Here is a 20,220-nt window from a genome sequence, read left to right as displayed (position 1 = left end):
TTGAGGGGTTAAGGCTCCCAGTAGACGACTGGGTTGATAGGCCAGATCTGGAAGCCCGGTAACGGGTGGAGGTGACTGGTACTAATAGGCCGAGGGCTTGTCCTCAGTTGCTCGCGTCCACTGTGTTGGTTCTGAAACCACGAACAACCCCGTACAAGGTCACGTACGGTGCGGTTGACAGTTTCATAGTGTTTCGGTGGTCATAGCGTGAGGGAAACGCCCGGTTACATTCCGAACCCGGAAGCTAAGCCTCACAGCGCCGATGGTACTGCAGGGGGGACCCTGTGGGAGAGTAGGACGCCGCCGAACTATTATTAGAAGAGCTGGTCCCTGAACTTCGGTTCAGGGACCAGCTCTTTTTTGTTTTGCGTCACTTGCCGTTCACGTTGTGCGACCAACATCCCGAGGTATGGGGACAGTTGGAATGTTGCGAGCCGCAGGCATCGGGCACGGTGACGAGGTCATCGTGCCGGCGTACGGGAACGCCGAGGTCGCCGAGGCGGTGGTGCACGCCGGTGCCATGCCCGTCTTCGCCGACATAGAGCAGTCGACGTACTGCCTCGATGCCGACGCGGTCACCGCTGCCATCACCGCGCGTACGGCCGCTGTCATCGTCGTACACCGCTTCGGGAACCAGGCCGATGTGGGGCGGATGCGGGACGTCGGGCAGCGTCACGGCGTTCTGATGCTTGAGCAGGGCGAGTTGGACGCGCCGTACGACGGGCTCGCCCAGCGGCGGGCGCATGCCGCCTATCTCAATGGGCGGCTGAGCGGGGTCGTGACCCCGGACGGTGGTGCCGCGCACAGCTATCAGCAGTACGTCGTGCGCGTGCCCGGCAACGGGCGGCCCGACCGCGACGCGTTCGCACGCGCCGTACGGGCGAAGGGAGTTGACTGCCGGGTACCCGTGAAGATTCCGGTGCACCGGATGCCGCAGTTCCGGCGCGACGTGGCGCTGCCGGAGACGGAGCGGGCCGCGGAGGAGACGCTGGCGCTGCCCGTCGACGCGTCGATGTCCCGGCGGGATCTGCAGCGTGTCGTCTCCGCGTGCAATGCGCTGGGTGGGCTTCTCCAGCCGGCCTTCTAGTCGCGTCAGTCACGGGCGACGAATGGGCGGTTCGGGAGGCCCTCGGATTCAGGTATGATCTATTCCGTTGCAGAGCGGAAAACCGCGAAGCGCAGCAGGCCCCTATAGCTCAGTCGGTAGAGCGTCTCCATGGTAAGGAGAAGGTCAGCGGTTCGATTCCGCTTGGGGGCTCAGAGAGTAAGTGGATGAGGTCCCCGCCCAGTTGGGCGGGGACCTTTTTCGTTTCCGGGGAGGCGAGGGGGAACGGGGCCCGATTTACTCCTTGTGGAGGCCCGGCACTCGCATTGCGAGGATCGCCATGTCGTCCGACGGGGCGTCCGTCGCGAAGCGTTCCACCGCGCGCATGATGCGGGCTGCCACGGCGCCCGCCGTCAGGCCCGTGCAGGTCGTGAGGACGTCCGCCAGGCCGTCGTCGCCGAGCATGCGCGTGCCCTCGCGGCGTTCGGTGACGCCGTCCGTCACGCAGAGCAGGACGTCGCCGGGGTCGAGCGTCATCGTCTGTTCGTAGAGCTCCAGGTCGTCCATGACGCCGAGCAGCGGCTGCGGTTCCGCGTACGGCTCGACCGTGCCGTCCTGGCGCAGCCGGAGCGGGAGCGGATGGCCGGCGCAGACGACCTTGAGGACCGCCGAGCCGTCCTCCTGGGGCCACAACTCCCCGTACAGGAGCGTCAGGAAGCGGCTGCGGGCTCCCTCGTCGAGGATCGCGGCGTTCAGGCGTTCCAGGACCGCCGGGCCGCCGAAGCCCTCGCGGGCGAGCAGGCGCAGGGCGTGCCGGGCCAGGCCCGTGACGGCCGCCGCCTCCGGTCCTGTGCCGCAGACGTCGCCGATCGCGAAGCCGTACGCGCCGTCACGGATCGGGAAGAGGTCGTAGAAGTCGCCGCCGACCTCGTTGCCCTCGCCCGCGGCGCGATAGATGACCTCGACCTCGACGCCCGGCACCTGGGGGAGCCCCGGCGGCAGCAGGCTGCGCTGGAGGGACTGGCTGATGGCCATGCGCTCCGAGTACAGGCGCGCGTTGTCCAGGGCCAGGGCCGCTCGGCGGGAGAGATCTTCGGCCAATTCCAGGATCTCTTGGCGGAAGTGTTCGTCGGAGGGCTTGCCCAGCGTGAGCATGCCGATGACGCGGTTGCGGGCGACCAGGGGGAGGACCACGGTCTCGCCGCCGACCGCCGACGCCGTGGAGAGCGTCGTGCCGATGCCCGAGCCCAGGCTGAGGGGCTCGCCGAGGCCGAGGCTGCGCATGGAGGTGCGCAGGGCCGCCTGGTGGGCCGCTTCCGAGGGGGCGGCCCAGACGCGGGCGCCCGGCGTCGGCACCGGGTCGGGAGGGGCGATCTTGGAGAGGAGCGCCTTCAGGCCGTCGATGCGCTCCTCGTCCTCATGGAGGACGTACGAGAGATAGGGCTCGGACGACTGGTCGGCGATCGTGTAGACGGCGCACCAGGTGGCGAGCGTCGGGACCGTCATCTGGGCCATGAGCGCCAGGGTCTGGTCGCGGTCCAGGGTGCCGGCGAGGAGGTCGGAGGCCTCGACGAGGAAGGAGAGCGAGCCGCGGCGCAGGCGTTCGAGCTCGCCGAGGCGTGCGGACTCGACGGCGAGGGCGATGCGGTCGGCGGCGAACTGGAGGCGCAGCGCCTCTTCGTTCGAGTACCGGTCGGGGGACTCGGCGGCAACCCCGAGGGAGCCCGTGAGGCGGCCCTCGACCTTCAGGGGGACCGTGACGACGGAGCGCATGCCGGTGCCGCTGAGGAGCGGGACGGCGCCGGGGACGACCGTCAGGTCTTCGTGTACGGCCGGCATACGGGCGGAGCCGTAGCGGCCGGGGCCCGCCTCCACGGGGACGCGGGCGAAGCGCTGGCGGGCGGAGGGCAGGCCCGTGGAGGCGCGCACCTCCAGTTCCGTCTCGTCGTCCGTGGCGAGGAGCAGGAAGGCGGCGTCGCCGTCGAGCATGTCGCGGGCGCGCTCGACCGTGCGCTGGAGGAGGCCGTCGAGGTCGTCCGGGGCGGGGGAGCCGATGAAGACCTCGAAGGGGTCCGCGGCGTGCGGCTCGGTGAGCGTGCCCGGCTCGGGGGCGGGGCCGCGCAGCGGGGTCTGCAGGACCGCGCGCTCGTCGTCGCGGACGAGCAGGCAGACCGTGGAGGGTTCGCCGTCGGTGTCGCGTACGCGCAGGTGCGAGGCGTAGACCGGGGTCACGCGGCCGTCGGAGCCGCGGATGCCGTAACTGCCTTCCCAGCGCGAGAGTTGGAGGGCCTCCACAATGCCGGTGCTGGTGCCCGGGGTGTGCGGCCAGGCGGCGAAGTCGGTGAGCGGCTTGCCGGTGACCTGCTCGGCGACGTATCCGAAAAGTTCTTCCGCGTCCTCGTTCCAGGCGGAGATCGCGCCGATGCGGTCGATCTGGACGACCGCGACGCGGACTCGGCCGTCGGTGAGCGGGAGGAGCTCGGAGGGGAGGGCGGGGCCCGCGGTGCGGGTGCCCACCGGGCGGTCCGGGAGGTCGAGTTGGAACCAGACCTGCTTGTGCGTGGGGGAGTAGTCGACGCCCCAGCGGGTGGCGAGCGCCGCGCACAGCTGGAGGCCGCGGCCGCCCTCGCGGTCGGGGCTGCCCATGTTCGCCGCGGACTGCTGAAGCGGGATCTCGCGCTCCGGATAGCGGTCGGAGACCTCGATGCGTACGGCGTCCTCGCTGCGTAGACAGAGGACGTCGGCGGCGGTCCCCGCGTGCACCACGGCGTTGGTGACCAGCTCGCTGGTGAGGACGACCGCGTCGTCGACGATGTCCGTGAACCCCCAGCCCTGGAGGGTGTCGCGGACGAAGGAGCGGGCCGTCGCGACGGAACGCCCGACGGGGTCGAAAGTCGCAGCCGCGCGCGCCGTGATCACAGAACTCCTCGTACGAGTATCGACGCCCAGATCTCCCACCATGGTGCGGCCGCCCCTCCGATGCCCGCTTGTTACGTGTGCCACCACCCAGGCCGGGCAGGACCGGAGTGGTTGGACAGCCGAATGCCAGGTTACTTACCTTCGCCGTCCATGCTGATGCCGGTCGTCAGTGTTTCCGCCCGGAGGGTGTGCGGACGGTGTGCGAAGCTGCCGAACTGTTATGGCCTGGTTCAGCCATGGTGAAACACTGGGCAGGCTTCTTGGAGACAGCCGAGGTAACCCGAGCAGTACGGTCGACCCTTGCGGGAGGGACACAGTGGAGTCTGGCGCAGCGACGCGGGGCAGTAAGACGCGCGCGAAAGACGGACAGTCCCTGAGTAAACAGCGCAAACCGCGCAATGGGGCAACTACATCGGTGGACGCGGCGGCCTTGAACAGGCTGCTCGCGGCGCTGGTGGCGATGCGGGACGGCAACTTCCGCAAGCGGCTCACGGTCTCCGGCGATGACGTCATGTCCGAGATCGCCGCCGTCTTCAATGAAGTGGCCGACCGCAATCTGCATCTGACCGGTGAGATCTCGCGCGTGCGGCGCATGGTGGGGCGTGAGGGAAAGCTCACGGAACGCCTGGAGAGCGGCGCGAGCGAGGGCTCCTGGGCCGCGGCGATCGACGCGTCGAACGCGCTGGTCGACGATCTCGTACGCCCGGTGTCCGAGGTCGGACGGGTGCTCTCCGCGGTCGCGGACGGCGACCTGGAGCAGCGCATGGAGCTGCGGGCGCCGGCGGACGAGGGGAACGGCCATCCGCTGCGCGGGGAGTTCCTGAAGGTCGGCCGTACGGTCAACAACCTGGTCGACCAGCTGTCGACGTTCACCGACGAGGTCACGCGGGTGGCCAGTGAGGTGGGCACCGAGGGCAAGCTGGGTGGTCAGGCCCGGGTGCGCGGAATGTCCGGTTCGTGGAAGGACCTCACGGATTCGGTGAACACCATGGCGTACCGGCTGACCGCACAGGTGCGTGACATTGCTCTCGTGACGACGGCTGTGGCAAAGGGTGACTTGTCCCGGAAGGTCACTGTTCATGTCGCCGGCGAGATGCTTGAGCTGAAAAATACCGTCAACACGATGGTGGACCAGCTCTCGTCGTTCTCCTCCGAGGTGACCCGCGTCGCGCGCGAGGTGGGCACGGAGGGCGAGCTCGGCGGCCAGGCGCAGGTGCCTGGTGTGGCGGGAGTGTGGAAGGACCTCACCGACTCGGTGAATCTTATGGCCGGCAATCTCACCGCCCAGGTGCGTGGGATCGCCCAGGTCACGACGGCCGTCGCGAGCGGCGATCTGTCCCAGAAGGTGACGGTCAGCGCGCGCGGCGAGGTCGCCCAGCTCGCCGAGACGATCAACCAGATGACCGAGACGCTGCGTACGTTCGCGGACGAGGTCACGCGCGTGGCCAACGAGGTCGGTGCCGAGGGGCAGCTGGGTGGTCAGGCGAACGTGCCGGGCGCGGCGGGGACGTGGAAGGACCTCACCGACTCGGTGAACACGGTCTTCCGGAACCTGACGACGCAGGTGCGGGACATCGCGCAGGTGACGACGGCGGTCGCCAACGGTGATCTGTCGCAGAAGGTCACCGTCGATGTCGCGGGCGAGATGCTCGAGCTGAAGAACACCGTGAACACGATGGTGGACCAGCTGTCCGCCTTCGGTTCCGAAGTGACGCGTGTGGCGCGGGAGATCGGCGTCGAGGGTGAGCTCGGCGGCCAGGCACAGGTGCAGGGTGCGGCCGGCACGTGGAAGGACCTGACGGACTCGGTCAACACGGCCTTCCGCAACCTCACGGGCCAGGTCCGCAACATCGCGCAGGTGACGACGGCGGTCGCCAACGGTGATCTGTCGCAGAAGGTCACCGTCGATGTCTCCGGCGAGATGCTTCAGTTGAAGAACACCGTGAACACGATGGTGGACCAGCTGTCGTCCTTCGCCGACCAGGTCACGCGGATGGCACGCGACGTGGGCACCGAAGGCCGCCTCGGCGGTCAGGCCCGCGTGGACGGTGTCAGCGGCACCTGGAAGGAACTGACCGACTCCGTCAACTTCATGGCGGGGAACCTGACTTCGCAGGTACGCCAGATCGCCCAGGTCACGACGGCGGTTGCCCGGGGTGATCTGTCGCAGAAGATCGACGTGGACGCGCGCGGCGAGATCCTGGAGCTGAAGAACACCATCAACACGATGGTCGACCAGCTCTCCGCGTTCGCCGATCAGGTGACGCGGGTGGCCCGCGAGGTGGGCACGGAGGGCCGTCTCGGCGGTCAGGCGCAGGTGCCCGGTGTGGCAGGAGTTTGGCGCGATCTGACCGATTCGGTGAACGGCATGGCCGGGAACCTCACCGCCCAGGTGCGCAACATCGCCCAGGTCGCCACCGCGGTGGCGCGCGGCGACCTGTCGCAGAAGATCGACGTGGACGCGCGCGGCGAGATCCTGGAGCTGAAGAACACCCTCAACACGATGGTGGACCAGCTCTCCGCCTTCGCCGAGCAAGTCACGCGGGTGGCCCGCGAGGTGGGTACGGACGGCATCCTGGGCGGCCAGGCCGAGGTGCAGGGTGTCTCCGGCACCTGGAAGGACCTCACGCAGTCCGTGAACGGCATGGCGAACAACCTGACCCTTCAGGTCCGCAACATCGCCGAGGTCACCACGGCCGTCGCCATGGGCGATCTCTCCAAGAAGATCACCGTCGACGCCAAGGGCGAGATCCTCGAGCTCGTCACGACCGTGAACACGATGGTCGACCAGCTCTCGAACTTCGCCGAGCAGGTGAACCGCGTGGCCCGCGAGGTGGGCACCGAGGGCAACCTGGGCGGCCAGGCGCGGGTCCCCGGTGTCACCGGCACCTGGAAGGACCTCAGCGACAACGTCAACCTGATGGCCAACAACCTGACCGCACAGGTGCGGGGGATCTCCCAGGTCGCGGCGGCGGTCGCCAACGGCGACCTCACCAAGAAGGTCACGGTCGAGGCGCGCGGCGAGGTCGCGCAGCTCGCCGACACCGTCAACACGATGGTGAAGACGCTGAGTTCGTTCGCGGACGAGGTGACCCGGGTGGCCCGTGAGGTGGGTACGGACGGCATCCTCGGCGGTCAGGCGCGGGTGCCCGGAGTGTCGGGGACGTGGAAGGACCTGACGGAGTCCGTGAACGGCATGGCCTCCAACCTCACCGGCCAGGTCCGCAACATCGCGATGGTGACCACGGCCATCGCCAAGGGCGATCTCACCAAGAAGATCGACATCGACGCCCGCGGCGAGATCCTCGAGCTGAAGACGACCATCAACACGATGGTCGACCAGCTGTCGTCCTTCGCCGAGCAGGTCACGCGCGTGGCCCGCGAGGTGGGCACGGAAGGGCAGTTGGGCGGTCAGGCCCGCGTGCGGGACGTCGACGGCACGTGGCGCGACCTCACCGAATCGGTGAACGAGATGGCCGGGAACCTGACCCGTCAGGTGCGTGCCATCGCGGAGGTGGCCACCGCGGTGACCCGCGGCGACCTGAACCTGAAGATCGACGTGGACGCGGCGGGCGAGATCCAGGTCCTGCAGGACAACATCAACTCCATGATCGCCAACCTGCGCGACACCACCCTCGCCAACAAGGAACAGGACTGGCTCAAGGGCAACCTCGCCCGGATCTCCGGTCTGATGCAGGGCCGCCGGGACCTGGAGGACGTCGCCTCGCTGATCATGAGCGAGCTGACGCCGGTCGTCTCCGCGCAGCACGGCGCGTTCTTCCTGGCGCTGCCCACGGACGACAGCGCGGAGCCAGGTGCCGAGCAGGGAGACGCGTACGAACTGCGCATGATGGGCAGTTACGGCTACTCCATGGGCTCCATGCCCACGTCCTTCCGGCCCGGCGAGACACTGATCGGCACGGCCGCGCAGGAGCGGCGCACGATCCTGGTGGAGAACGCGCCGTCCGGCTATCTGCGGATCGCGTCCGGCCTCGGGGAGGCGCCGCCCGCCCAGGTGATCGTGCTTCCGGTGCTCTTCGAAGGGACCGTGCTCGGCGTGATCGAGCTGGCCGCCTTCCAGCCCTTCACGCAGATCCAGAAGGACTTCCTCAGCCAGATCGCCGAGATGATCGCGACGAGCGTCAACACCATCAGCGTCAACACGAAGACCGAGGTGCTGCTCAAGCAGTCGCAGGAGCTCACCGAGCAGCTGCGGGAGCGCTCGGCCGAACTGGAGAACCGGCAGAAGGCACTTCAGGACTCCAACGCCGAACTGGAGGAGAAGGCCGAGCTGCTCGCCCAGCAGAACCGCGACATCGAGGTCAAGAACACCGAGATCGAAGAGGCCAGGCAGGTCCTGGAGGAGCGCGCCGAGCAGCTCGCGGTCTCGATGCGCTACAAGTCCGAGTTCCTGGCGAACATGTCGCACGAGCTGCGGACGCCGCTCAACTCCCTGCTGATCCTTGCCAAGTTGCTCGCCGACAACGCCGACGCGAACCTCACCCCGAAGCAGGTCGAGTTCGCCGAGACGATCCACGGAGCGGGCTCGGACCTCCTTCAGCTCATCAACGACATCCTCGATCTGTCGAAGGTCGAGGCGGGCAAGATGGACGTCTCCCCGACGCGCATCGCGCTGGTCCAACTCGTCGACTACGTAGAGGCCACTTTCCGGCCGCTGACCGCGGAGAAGGGACTCGACTTCTCCGTACGCGTGTCTCCGGAGCTGCCGGCGACTCTGCACACGGACGAACAGCGCCTGCTCCAGGTGCTGCGCAACCTCCTGTCCAACGCGGTGAAGTTCACCGACTCCGGAGCGGTCGAGCTGGTGATCCGGCACGCGAACGCCGATGTGCCCAACGCCATCCGCGAGCAGCTCCTGGAGGCGGGTTCGCTGCGCGACGCGGACGCGGATCTGATCGCCTTCTCGGTGAGCGACACCGGCATCGGTATCGCGGCCAGCAAGATGCGGGTGATCTTCGAGGCGTTCAAGCAGGCCGACGGCACGACCAGCCGGAAGTACGGCGGTACGGGCCTCGGGCTCTCCATCAGCCGGGAGATCGCGCGGCTGCTCGGCGGTGAGATCCACGCGGCGAGCGAGCCGGGCCGCGGCTCCACGTTCACGCTCTATTTGCCGCTGCACCCGAGCGAACTGCCGCCCCAGGGCTACGCACAGCTCGCACCGCTGCCCGGATCGACCGGGCGGCTCGCCCTGGAAGAGGGCGCGGCCACGGCGGAGCAGTCGACACAGGGCGGCGAGGAGGCGGCTCCGCGGCTCGACGCGACGCCCGCGCCCGGCACGCTCTTCCGGCGCCGCAGGCGCTCCGCTCCCGCCTCATCCGGGCAGCCGCCCGCGCTGCCCGGTCAGGCGGCGGGCGATTCGCCGGAGCGGCGCTCGCAGGAGCAGTGGGCGGCCGGACAGGAGGCGCCCGAGGCGCGGCCCGGCCACCACTTCGGCGGCGAGAAGGTGCTCATCGTCGACGACGACATCCGCAATGTGTTCGCGCTCACCAGCGTCCTGGAACAGCACGGGCTCGCGGTGCTGTATGCGGAGAACGGCCGTGAGGGCATCGAAGTCCTCGAGCAGCACGACGATGTGACGGTCGTGCTGATGGACATCATGATGCCGGAGATGGACGGGTACGCGACGACGACGGCGATCCGCAGGATGCCGCAGTTCGCCGGGCTCCCGATCATCGCGCTCACCGCGAAGGCGATGAAGGGCGACCGGGAGAAGGCCATCGACTCCGGCGCTTCCGATTACGTTACGAAGCCGGTCGACCCGGATCATCTGCTCTCGGTGATGGAGCAGTGGATGCGCGGGGAGTGACCGAGAAGGGTCTTCATTACGCGGAGTTGCTGACAGAGTGTGGCCGAAGCCGTGTAGAACCACGGTATTCGGGGAACCTTCTGGTCTCCCACCGCGTTTCTGCTACGTGCACGGTGACATCGCGGTGACAGGGTGTGGCGACAGGCGGGGTGCGGCTACCATGACCGGCACAAGGACGGACGGCGTAAGGGAGTCGTCCCCTGGGGCGGCGCCCGGTGTACCGCCGGGGCGAGGAGGGCGGGCCATGGTGCAGAAGGCCAAGATCCTCCTGGTCGATGACCGGCCGGAGAATCTGCTGGCGCTGGAGGCCATCCTCTCTGCGCTCGATCAGACACTGGTGCGGGCATCGTCCGGGGAGGAAGCGCTCAAAGCACTACTCACGGACGACTTCGCGGTCATTCTGCTGGACGTCCAGATGCCGGGCATGGACGGTTTCGAAACCGCCGCGCACATCAAGCGGCGAGAACGGACCCGGGACATCCCGATCATCTTCCTCACCGCCATCAACCACGGGCCGCACCACACGTTCCGTGGCTATGCCGCGGGCGCGGTGGACTACATCTCCAAGCCGTTCGACCCGTGGGTGCTGCGCGCGAAGGTCTCGGTGTTCGTCGAGCTGTACATGAAGAACTGCCAACTGCGGGAGCAGGCGGCCCTGCTGCGCCTCCAGCTCGAAGGCGGCGGCAAGTCCGTGGCGGGTGAAGCCAAGGAGCCCGCGGGGCTCCTCGCCGAGCTGTCCGCGCGCCTCGCGGCCGTCGAGGAGCAGGCGGAGGCGCTCTCCAAACAGCTGGACGACGACTCGGCCGACGCGGCCGCTGTCGCCACCGCCGCCCATCTCGAACGCAAACTCACCGGCCTGCGGCGGGCTCTTGACGCCCTGGAACCGGGCACGGGCAGCGGCGCGACTTCGGTCTCCTCGCAGAACTGAGCCACTGCCGAGCCTGCCCGGACGCGGTGAACATCCGTCAGTTCGGCGCCCTCACAAGGGCGACACAAACGGGTGAAGCAGTAGGCACACGTGTCCGCAGTGGTCTCCCCCGGTAACCTCACACCCATGGCCTCACGTCCGTCCGCAGCCAAGAAGACGCCCGCGAAGAAGGCGGCCGCGCCCACCAAGGCTCCGGCGAAGAAGGCCGCTGCCAAGAAGCCGCCCGCCAAGAAGGCCCCGGCGAAGAAGGCGCCCGCCAAGAAAGCCGCCGCGAAGAAGCCCGCACCCAAGCCGGCGCCCAGCCCCACGGGGGGCATCTACCGGCTCGTGCGCGCGCTCTGGCTGGGCCTCGCGCACAGTGTCGGCGCTATGTTCCGCGGGATAGGGCGTGGCGCCAAGGGGCTCGACCCGGCGCACCGCAAGGACGGCCTTGCGCTGCTCCTGCTCGGCATCGCGCTGATCGTCGCCGCCGGGACGTGGTCGAATCTGCGCGGGCCGGTGGGCGACCTCGTCGAGATGCTGGTGACCGGCGCGTTCGGCCGCCTCGATCTGCTTCTGCCGATACTGCTCGCGGTCATCGGCGTACGCCTCATCCGGCACCCGGAGAAGCCCGACGCCAACGGCCGCATCGTGATCGGCCTTTCCGCGCTCGTCATCGGTGTGCTCGGCCAGGTCCACATCGCGTGCGGGGCGCCCGCGCGCGGTGACGGCATGCAGGCGATAAGGGATGCCGGCGGCCTCATCGGCTGGGGCGCGTCCACTCCGCTGATCTTCACGATGGGCGAGGTCCTCGCCGTACCGCTGCTCGTCCTGCTGACCGTCTTCGGGCTGCTCGTGGTCACGGCGACGCCGGTCAACGCCATTCCGCAGCGGCTGCGGCTGCTCGGCACCAAGCTCGGCATCGTCCAGGCGGAGCCCGAGGCGGCCGACAGCGAGTCCTCCGACGACGACGAGCGGTACGACGATCAGTGGCGCGAGGCGCTGCCCGCGCGCTCGCGCAGGCGTGCCGCGGGCGCCGAGCCCTACGGCCCCGACCAGGCCGAGGAGGCGGCGCTCTCCAAGCGGCGCAGGCCGCGCCGTGCGTCGGCACAGCCCGCGCTCGACCGGCCGATGGACGCGGTGGACGTGGCGGCCGCCGCTGCCGCCGCCCTGGACGGCGCGGTCCTGCACGGCATGCCGCCGTCGCCGCTGGTCGCCGACCTGACGCAGGGCGTGTCCGGCGACCGTGAAGGGCGCGGGGAACGCGAGGAGCGCGAGCCCACGGCTCCTGTGCCCACCGCGCGGGCGACGGAAGGACCGCCGCCCGGCGCGCTGCGCAAGAAGGCCGAGCGGCCCGCCGACTCCGCCGTGCCGGACCTCACCAAGGCCGCCCCGGAAGCGCCGCGCGACCTGCCGCCGCGCGCCGAGCAGCTGCAGCTCGCCGGCGACATCACGTACGCGCTGCCCTCGCTCGACCTCCTCGAGCGCGGCGGACCCGGCAAGTCCCGCAGCGCCGCCAACGACGCGGTCGTCGACTCGCTGTCGAACGTCTTCACGGAGTTCAAGGTCGACGCCGCCGTCACCGGCTTCACGCGCGGCCCGACGGTCACGCGGTACGAGATCGAGCTCGGCCCCGCCGTGAAGGTCGAGAAGATCACGGCACTGGCCAAGAACATCGCGTACGCCGTCGCGTCTCCGGACGTCCGGATCATCTCGCCGATCCCCGGCAAGTCCGCCGTCGGCATCGAGATCCCGAACACCGACCGCGAGATGGTCAACGTCGGCGACGTGCTGCGCCTCGCGGACGCGGCCGAGGACGACCACCCCATGCTCGTCGCGCTCGGCAAGGACGTCGAGGGCGGCTACGTGATGGCCAACATGGCGAAGATGCCGCACATCCTGGTCGCCGGAGCCACCGGCTCCGGAAAGTCGTCCTGCATCAACTGCCTGATCACTTCGATCATGATAAGAGCGACGCCCGAGGACGTACGGATGGTCCTCGTCGACCCCAAGCGCGTCGAGCTCACCGCGTACGAGGGCATTCCGCACCTGATCACGCCGATCATCACCAACCCCAAGCGGGCCGCCGAGGCGCTCCAGTGGGTCGTACGCGAGATGGACCTGCGCTACGACGACCTCGCGGCGTTCGGCTACCGGCACATCGACGACTTCAACCAGGCCGTGCGCGACGGCAAGCTCAAGACGCCCGAGGGCAGTGAGCGCGAGCTCAAGACCTATCCGTACCTGCTGGTGATCGTCGACGAGCTCGCGGACCTGATGATGGTCGCGCCGCGCGACGTCGAGGACTCGATCGTGCGCATCACGCAGCTCGCGCGCGCGGCCGGCATCCACCTGGTGCTCGCCACGCAGCGTCCTTCCGTGGACGTCGTGACCGGTCTGATCAAGGCGAACGTGCCCTCGCGGCTCGCCTTCGCGACCTCCTCGCTCGCCGACAGCCGGGTCATCCTCGACCAGCCCGGCGCGGAGAAGCTCATCGGAAAGGGTGACGGTCTGTTCCTGCCGATGGGCGCGAACAAGCCCACCCGTATGCAGGGCGCCTTCGTCACCGAGGACGAGATCCACGCGGTGGTCCAGCACTGCAAGGACCAGATGGCGCCGGTCTTCCGGGACGACGTCACCGTCGGCACCAAGCAGAAGAAGGAGATCGACGAGGACATCGGTGATGACCTCGATCTGCTGTGCCAGGCCGCTGAGCTGGTGGTTTCCACCCAGTTCGGGTCCACGTCGATGCTCCAGCGCAAGCTGCGCGTCGGCTTCGCCAAGGCCGGACGGCTCATGGACCTCATGGAATCCCGCGGCATCGTGGGTCCCAGTGAGGGCTCCAAGGCACGTGACGTTCTTGTGAAACCCGATGAGCTGGACGGCGTGCTCGCGGTGATCCGGGGGGAGGCTCACCCGTAAGGGAACGGCAGGCAACCGTTTCCCCTCCGCATACGTCAAGTTGAGGGGAGCAGGAGCATCATGTCCCCACATCAGGATGTCCGGCCATTCCGATGGCGTACTAAGTCCGTCGCCCGGTTGCCCCACCCTTTCCGAACCCCCCTAGACTGAGTCTCCGGCAGGTGGCTACACGCTCGAAAGGCGCCCCCGTGTCCATCGGCAACTCCCCTGAAGACGACCGCCCTTCAGACGACCGACCCGCAGACGACCGACCGGCAGCCGAGAGCCCGGCCGCTGAGAGTCCTGCGGACGACCGCCCCTCGATCGGGCGTGCGCTGCAGCAGGCGCGCATCGACGCGGGGCTGACCGTCGACGAGATCAGTTCCTCCACGCGGGTGCGCATCCCGATCGTGCACGCGATCGAACAGGACGACTTCTCCCGGTGCGGCGGCGACGTGTACGCCCGCGGCCACATCCGGACCCTGGCGCGCGCCGTGGGGCTCGATCCCGCCCCCCTGCTCGCCCAGTACGACGAGGCGCACGGTGGCCGGCCGCCCGCGCCCACCCCGGCGGCGCCGCTGTTCGAGGCCGAGCGGATCCGGTCCGAGCCGCGCAGGCCGAACTGGACCGCGGCCATGGTCGCCGCCATCGTCGCCGTGATCGGCTTCGTCGGGTTCACCGCGTTCAGCGGCGGGGACGACGGCGAGGGCACCAAGACGCAGGTCGCCGAGGGCTCCACGCCCGCGACCAGCAAGCCCGCCACGAAGCCGGCGCCCGACAAGCCCGCCGATCCCAAGCCGGACCCCTCCGACAGCGCGATCGCCGGCGCCCCCAAGGACAAGGTCACGGTCAAGGTCAGCGCGCCCGACGGCCGCAGCTGGATCTCGGCCAAGGACCACAACGGACGGACGCTCTTCGACGGCGTCCTGGAGCAGGGCAAGTCGAAGACCTTCCAGGACAAGCAGAAGATCGATCTGGTCCTCGGTGACGCCGGCGCGATCAAGCTGTTCGTGAACGGCAAGGCGATCGACAACGAGTTCGAGCCCGGTCAGGTGGAGCGTCTCACGTACACGAAGGGCGATCCCGAGGTCGGCTAACCCTCGCGGCTGGGGCTCGGGCGTGGACAAAGTAGTCTTGAGACCATGCCCGAACGCCGCACCGTCGCCCTTGTCACTCTTGGCTGCGCCCGTAACGAGGTGGACTCGGAGGAGCTCGCAGGCCGCTTGGAGGCGGACGGCTGGCAACTCGTCGAGGCCGCCGAAGACGCGGACGTCGCCGTAGTCAACACCTGTGGATTCGTCGAAGCCGCCAAGAAGGACTCCGTCGACGCCCTCCTGGAAGCCAATGACCTCAAGGGTCACGGCAAGACCCAGGCCGTCGTCGCCGTCGGCTGCATGGCCGAGCGGTACGGCAAGGAGCTGGCCGAAGCCCTTCCCGAAGCCGACGGTGTCCTCGGTTTCGACGACTACACCGACATCTCCACCCGCCTGCAGACCATCCTGAACGGCGGAAGCGTCGAGGCCCACACTCCGCGTGACCGGCGCAAGCTGCTGCCGATCAGCCCCGCGGAGCGGCAGGAGGCGGGCTCTGACGTCGCGCTGCCCGGGCACGCGCCCGTGGACCTCCCCGACGGCCTCGCACCCGCCTCGGGGCCGCGTGCCCCGCTGCGGCGCCGCCTGGGGACCAACCCCGTCGCCTCCGTGAAGCTGGCCTCCGGCTGCGACCGGCGGTGCTCCTTCTGCGCCATTCCGTCCTTCCGCGGCTCCTTCATCTCGCGGCGCCCCTCGGACGTGCTCGGCGAGACGCGCTGGCTGGCCGAGCAGGGCGTCAAGGAGGTGATGCTCGTCTCCGAGAACAACACCTCGTACGGCAAGGACCTGGGTGACATCCGTCTCCTGGAGACGCTGCTTCCGGAGCTGGCCGCCGTCGACGGCATCGAGCGCGTGCGGGTCAGCTACCTGCAGCCGGCCGAGATGCGGCCCGGACTCATCGACGTACTGACGTCCACGGAGAAGGTCGCCCCCTACTTCGACCTGTCCTTCCAGCACTCCGCGCCCGGTGTGCTGCGCGCGATGCGGCGCTTCGGGGACACCGACCGGTTCCTGGAGCTCCTGGACACCATTCGGACCAAGGCGCCGCAGGCCGGCGTTCGGTCCAACTTCATCGTGGGCTTCCCCGGCGAGAGCGACGCCGACGTGGCCGAGCTCGAGCGGTTCCTCACGGGCGCGCGCCTCGACGCCATCGGCGTCTTCGGGTACTCCGACGAGGAGGGCACCGAAGCGGCGACGTACGAGCACAAGCTGGATCAGGACGTCGTCGACGAGCGGCTCGCGCACATCTCCCGGCTCGCCGAGGAGCTGACCTCGCAGCGCGCCGACGAACGCCTCGGAGAGACCCTGGAGGTGCTCGTCGAGGCCGTGGACGAGGAGGACGGCGCCATCGGCCGGGCCGCGCACCAGGCGCCCGAGACGGACGGCCAGATCCGCTTCACGGGCGCCACCGATGGGGATGCCCTCGAGGTCGGCCGTATGGTCGTGGCAAAAGTGGTCGGCACGGAGGGCGTGGACTTGGTGGCTGAGTGTCTCGAGGAGGCCGGCAGATGACCGGAGTCCCGGCATCCGCGGCGGGCGGCTCCGGCGCGCAGGGCGCCAAGCCGGTGCGCGGCGGAAAGTTGGGCGCTGCGGCCGTCAACCAGGCCAGCGTGTGGAACGTCGCCAACCTGCTGACGGTGATCCGGCTGCTGCTCGTGCCGGGTTTCGTGATGCTGCTGCTCGCCGAGGGCGGGTACGACCCGGCCTGGCGCGCGTGGGCCTGGGCGGCCTTCGCCGTCGCCATGATCACTGACCTGTTCGACGGGCACCTGGCACGTACGTACAACCTGGTCACGGACTTCGGGAAGATCGCCGACCCGATCGCCGACAAGGCGATCATGGGCGCCGCGCTGATCTGCCTCTCCTACCTCGGCGACCTGCCCTGGTGGGTGACCGGAGTGATCCTCGGGCGCGAGCTCGGGATCACGCTGCTGCGGTTCTGGGTGATCCGCTTCGGGGTCATTCCGGCCAGTCGCGGCGGCAAGATGAAGACGCTGGCGCAGGGCACGGCGGTCGGGATGTACGTCCTGGCGCTGACCGGGCCGCTTGCGACGCTGCGTTTCTGGGTGATGGCGCTCGCCGTGGTGCTGACCGTGGTGACCGGGCTCGACTATGTGCGGCAGGCCGTCGTGCTGCGGCGCCAGGGCCTCGCCGAGGCGCGGGAAGCGGCTGAGGGGGCCGCCGCCGGGGAGGCTCGGGAGTCGGCGTCGTGACGTCGGCCGTCGATGGGGCCGCCGCTGGGCGGGCAGGCGCCGAACGGGCAGCCGCCGAGCGGGCAGCCGCCGAGCGGGCCGCTGTCGAAGCGCTGGGGATTTTGGGGGCGCGGGGTGAGACGCTCGCCGTCGCGGAGTCGCTGACCGGTGGTCTGGTGGCCGCCGAGGTGACGGCGGTGCCGGGGGCCTCGCGGGTTTTTCGGGGGTCCGTGACGGCGTACGCGACCGAACTGAAGCACAAAGTGCTCGGGGTCGACGACGGTTTGCTCGCCGAGCGCGGGGCCGTGGACGCCGAGGTCGCGCTGCAGATGGCGGCCGGTGTGCGCGAGGTGCTCGGGGCGGACTGGGGGATCGCCACCACGGGTGTCGCGGGGCCTGAACCGCAGGACGGAAAGCCGGTCGGGACCGTGTTCGTGGCGGTCGTGGGGCCGGTCGGGGCGCTTCGCTCTGAGGGGAAAGTGACCGCGCTGCGGTTGAACGGTGAGCGTTCGGACATCCGTATGGAGAGTGCACGGAGCGTGCTCACGCTGCTCGTCGAGCGGCTTTCCGGCGAACGTGCCGGGAATGGGCGGGCACAGGATACGGAACAGAACGGGGGGAATTGATGTTTGCAGCCCTGAGTGAACACGACATCGCTCCCCGCACGGCCGCCGCGCAAGGCGGTACGGTGGGGCGTGAAGGATGCGGCTACGCGGTCCGAGGAGGGAGCCACCGATGATTCTGCTCCGTCGCCTGCTGGGTGACGTGCTGCGTCGGCAGCGCCAGCGCCAGGGCCGTACTCTGCGCGAAGTCTCCTCGTCCGCCCGAGTCTCGCTCGGCTATCTCTCCGAGGTGGAGCGGGGGCAGAAGGAGGCATCCTCCGAGCTGCTTTCCGCGATCTGCGACGCGCTTGACGTACGGATGTCCGAGCTCATGCGCGAGGTGAGCGATGAGCTCTCTCTCGCGGAACTGGCTGCGTCGGCAGCGGCTACGGAACCGGTGCGCACACCGGTTCGCCCGATGCTCAATTCCGTCTCGGTGAGCGGTGTGCCGCCAGAACGGGTGACGATCAAGGCGCCTGCGGAGGCGGTGGACGTCGTCGCTGCGTGACGTCGCACCGAGCTGTGCACGCCATTTGAGCGCTCCGATGTGTCGAAAGCCCCGGCCGGGTTCACCGGTCGGGGCTTTCGACTGCGCGGCGGTCTTTGGTCTGCGCTGCGATTCTTCGGCTGCGCTGCAGTTTTCGGCTGCGCTGCGGGTTTCGGCTGCGCTGCGGGTTTTCGGATGTCCTGAGATGCCCCGGTTGGTCCACTTGTGCCATGGTTGGTGGGGATTTTCGAATTCGGGGGTTGTGCGAGCCCTGGAGGCTAGATGTACGTCGTGAAGAGCCCTCTCTCCGATGCGGACCTGAAGACGGTCTCGGACGCCCTGCAGGGCGCGCTGGTGGATCTGGTCGATCTTTCTCTGGTCGCCAAGCAGATCCACTGGAACGTGGTCGGGCCGCGCTTCCGCTCCGTCCATCTGCAGCTCGACGAGGTCGTGGACACGGCGCGGCTGCACTCCGACACGGTGGCCGAGCGGGCCTCCACGCTCGGTGTCCCGCCCGACGGGCGGGCCGCGACGGTGGCGCGGAGCAGTGGCATCGGTGCGGTCGCCGAAGGCTGGGTCAAGGACGCGGACGCGGTGGGGACGCTCGTGGACGCGCTCGGTGCGGTGATCACGCGGATGCGGGAGCGGGTCAATGCGACGGGGGAGGCGGATCCGGTGAGCCAGGACATCTTCATCGGGATCACGGCTGATCTCGAGAAGCATCACTGGATGTTCCAGGCGGAGAACGGCTGAGTCGGGCAGGTGGGTGCCCGGGGTGCCCGGGTGGTCGGGTGCCCCGGGTGGTCGCCGTGCCTCGTGTGCGCTGTGGTGCGCCCTCCCGCCGGGTGAAGCGGGGCGTCTAGCGTCGGCCGGGCATCGACTGGGGGTCGACCGGGCGTCGGGGCTCGGGCTTCGGGCGTCGGGCGTCGGGCTTCGGGCGTCGGGCGTCGGGCTTCGGACGTCGGGCTTCGGGTGGAGGTGGTGGCCGTGGCAGGGAAGGTCGTGCGGTGGGCGCCGGCTCTGGCGCTGGGTGCGTTGTGGTGGTGGGGCGTGCTGCGGCTGGCGTTCGCGCCCGATGCCGGGGCCCTGGAGGGGGCCGTGGCGGCCGGCGGATGGGGGTTGAGCCTGCTGCCGGTGCACTGTGTGCCGAAGTCCCGGGCGGCGGGCGTCGCCTCCCGGTCCAGGAGGCGGGCGCGGCGGCCGGACGGTGCGCTGCGGTGGTCCGGGGAACGTACGGCGCGTACGGCCAAGGCCGCCGCCCGAGCGGCCGACGACGGCGCTACCAGGGCATGGCGACGCCGCCGTTCGGGCGGAGGATCTGGCCCGTGGTGAAGGCCGATGCGTCGGACGCCAGGTGCAGGACGGCGTGCGCGATGTCCTCCGGTTCGCCGACGCGGCCCAGAGGGGACATGCGGATCATGATCCCCTCGGTGTGTGCCTGCGTCTGCGTCTGCGCCTGCGCATCGGTGTCGTGGCGGTGCGTCATGGGGGTGCGGATCCAGCCCGGCGCGACGGCGTTGACGCGGATGCCGTGCGGGCCGACCTCGGTGGCGAGGGTCTTGGTGAGCTGGACGACGGCAGCCTTGGCCGCGCCGTAGCAGAGGAGGCCGGGGCCGCCGGTGTCTACGGCGCCCGAGGCCATGGTGATGATGCTGCCGGTGGGGGGTTGGGTGCGCGTGTCCGTGTCCGTGCATGTGTCGGTGGCTTTGGGGTTGGGTTTTGTGGCGATCATCGTGCGGGCCGCTGCTTGGCAGGCGTACAGGACGCCCTTGAAGTTGATGGCCAGGACCCGGTCGAGGTCCTCGTCGCGGGTCTCGAGGACCGGGCTGCTGTGCATGATCCCGGCGATGGCGGCCATCACGTCCAGGCGGCCGGTGGTGGCGGTCGCGGTGGCGACGGCCTGGTCGACCTGGGCGCGGTCGGCCACGTCCAGAGGATGGATGTGTGCCGTGCCGCCCGCCGTCTTGATGAGCGTGGCCGTCTCGTGGAGCCCCTGCTCGTCGCGGTCGGCGCAGTGGACGGTGGCGCCCGCCTCTGCGAGGAGGACGGCCGAGGCCCGGCCGATGCCGCTGGCCGCGCCCGTGATGAATGCGGTGCGTCCGGTGAGGTCGTACGCGGTGAGGGGCATGACGGGACGGTACGACCGGATCTGACGGAGCGTCAACTGTCCGGTGGGTGTGGGTTCTTCGGGGGTGGCAGGGCGCAGGGCGCAGGGCGCAGGGCGCAGGACGCAGGGCGTGGGGCGTGGG

The 20,220-nt window shown here is 69.4% G+C and carries 13 protein-coding genes, 1 tRNA gene and 2 rRNA genes; 14 read left to right on the top strand and 2 right to left on the bottom strand.

Translation table 11 applies throughout. The features are described from left to right. The 4 genes from E2651_RS26165 to E2651_RS26150 all read left to right on the top strand — a co-directional run. A 23S ribosomal RNA gene (locus E2651_RS26165) occupies positions 1-105 on the top strand; the annotation flags it as partial. An 87-nt stretch (positions 106-192) separates the two neighbouring features. Next, positions 193-309 (top strand): 5S ribosomal RNA (rrf, locus tag E2651_RS26160). Positions 310-424: 115 nt separating this feature from the next. Beyond that, complete coding sequence (locus E2651_RS26155) at positions 425-1,087, top strand: DegT/DnrJ/EryC1/StrS family aminotransferase (protein WP_167828895.1); 663 nt, start codon at positions 425-427, stop codon at positions 1,085-1,087. 98 nt (positions 1,088-1,185) lie between these two features. Beyond that, positions 1,186-1,258: transfer RNA gene (locus E2651_RS26150), tRNA-Thr, on the top strand. A gap of 84 nt (positions 1,259-1,342) precedes the next feature. Here E2651_RS26150 and E2651_RS26145 read toward each other — a convergent pair. Next, complete coding sequence (locus tag E2651_RS26145; RefSeq protein ID WP_245239226.1) at positions 1,343-4,006, bottom strand: SpoIIE family protein phosphatase; 2,664 nt, start codon at positions 4,004-4,006, stop codon at positions 1,343-1,345. Positions 4,007-4,280: 274 nt separating this feature from the next. Between E2651_RS26145 and E2651_RS26135 the strand changes: the two genes are divergently transcribed. The 10 genes from E2651_RS26135 (at position 4,281) to E2651_RS45480 (ending at position 19,303) form a co-directional block, all read left to right on the top strand. Beyond that, the gene (locus E2651_RS26135) at positions 4,281-9,791 is read left to right on the top strand and encodes a HAMP domain-containing protein (RefSeq protein WP_135333673.1); all 5,511 of its coding nucleotides are present in this window, start codon (positions 4,281-4,283) and stop codon (positions 9,789-9,791) included. Positions 9,792-10,035: 244 nt separating this feature from the next. Next, complete coding sequence (locus E2651_RS26130) at positions 10,036-10,719, top strand: response regulator (protein ID WP_135333672.1); 684 nt, start codon at positions 10,036-10,038, stop codon at positions 10,717-10,719. A gap of 126 nt (positions 10,720-10,845) precedes the next feature. Next, positions 10,846-13,620 (top strand): DNA translocase FtsK, encoded by a 2,775-nt coding sequence (locus E2651_RS26125; protein ID WP_245239224.1) that lies wholly within the window; start codon positions 10,846-10,848, stop codon positions 13,618-13,620. A gap of 188 nt (positions 13,621-13,808) precedes the next feature. Next, positions 13,809-14,696, top strand: coding sequence for a RodZ domain-containing protein (locus E2651_RS26120; RefSeq protein ID WP_135333670.1), 888 nt, complete (start codon positions 13,809-13,811; stop codon positions 14,694-14,696). 45 nt (positions 14,697-14,741) lie between these two features. Then, complete coding sequence (gene rimO, locus E2651_RS26115; protein ID WP_135333669.1) at positions 14,742-16,202, top strand: 30S ribosomal protein S12 methylthiotransferase RimO; 1,461 nt, start codon at positions 14,742-14,744, stop codon at positions 16,200-16,202. Further along, complete coding sequence (gene pgsA, locus E2651_RS26110) at positions 16,199-16,903, top strand: CDP-diacylglycerol--glycerol-3-phosphate 3-phosphatidyltransferase (RefSeq protein WP_135333668.1); 705 nt, start codon at positions 16,199-16,201, stop codon at positions 16,901-16,903. Before rimO ends, pgsA begins: the two co-directional genes overlap by 4 nt. A 92-nt stretch (positions 16,904-16,995) precedes the next feature. Next, on the top strand, positions 16,996-17,508 hold the full coding sequence (locus tag E2651_RS26105) for a CinA family protein (RefSeq protein WP_135333676.1): 513 nt from the start codon (positions 16,996-16,998) through the stop codon (positions 17,506-17,508). Positions 17,509-17,617: 109 nt separating this feature from the next. Beyond that, complete coding sequence (locus E2651_RS26100; protein ID WP_135333667.1) at positions 17,618-17,992, top strand: helix-turn-helix transcriptional regulator; 375 nt, start codon at positions 17,618-17,620, stop codon at positions 17,990-17,992. Positions 17,993-18,253: 261 nt separating this feature from the next. After that, the gene (locus E2651_RS26095) at positions 18,254-18,724 is read left to right on the top strand and encodes a DNA starvation/stationary phase protection protein (protein ID WP_135333666.1); all 471 of its coding nucleotides are present in this window, start codon (positions 18,254-18,256) and stop codon (positions 18,722-18,724) included. 234 nt (positions 18,725-18,958) lie between these two features. Beyond that, on the top strand, positions 18,959-19,303 hold the full coding sequence (locus E2651_RS45480) for a hypothetical protein (protein ID WP_135333665.1): 345 nt from the start codon (positions 18,959-18,961) through the stop codon (positions 19,301-19,303). Here E2651_RS45480 and E2651_RS26085 read toward each other — a convergent pair. Beyond that, a complete protein-coding gene (locus E2651_RS26085; RefSeq protein ID WP_135333664.1) occupies positions 19,251-20,099 on the bottom strand; it encodes an SDR family NAD(P)-dependent oxidoreductase in 849 nt (282 codons plus the stop codon). The two genes, E2651_RS45480 and E2651_RS26085, sit on opposite strands and share 53 nt — an antisense overlap. Positions 20,100-20,220: the final 121 nt, after the last annotated feature.

It is taken from the genome of Streptomyces sp. MZ04, assembly GCF_004684775.1.
In the GTDB taxonomy this organism is placed as follows: domain Bacteria; phylum Actinomycetota; class Actinomycetes; order Streptomycetales; family Streptomycetaceae; genus Streptomyces.
This window is presented reverse-complemented; position numbering and strand designations above follow the sequence as displayed.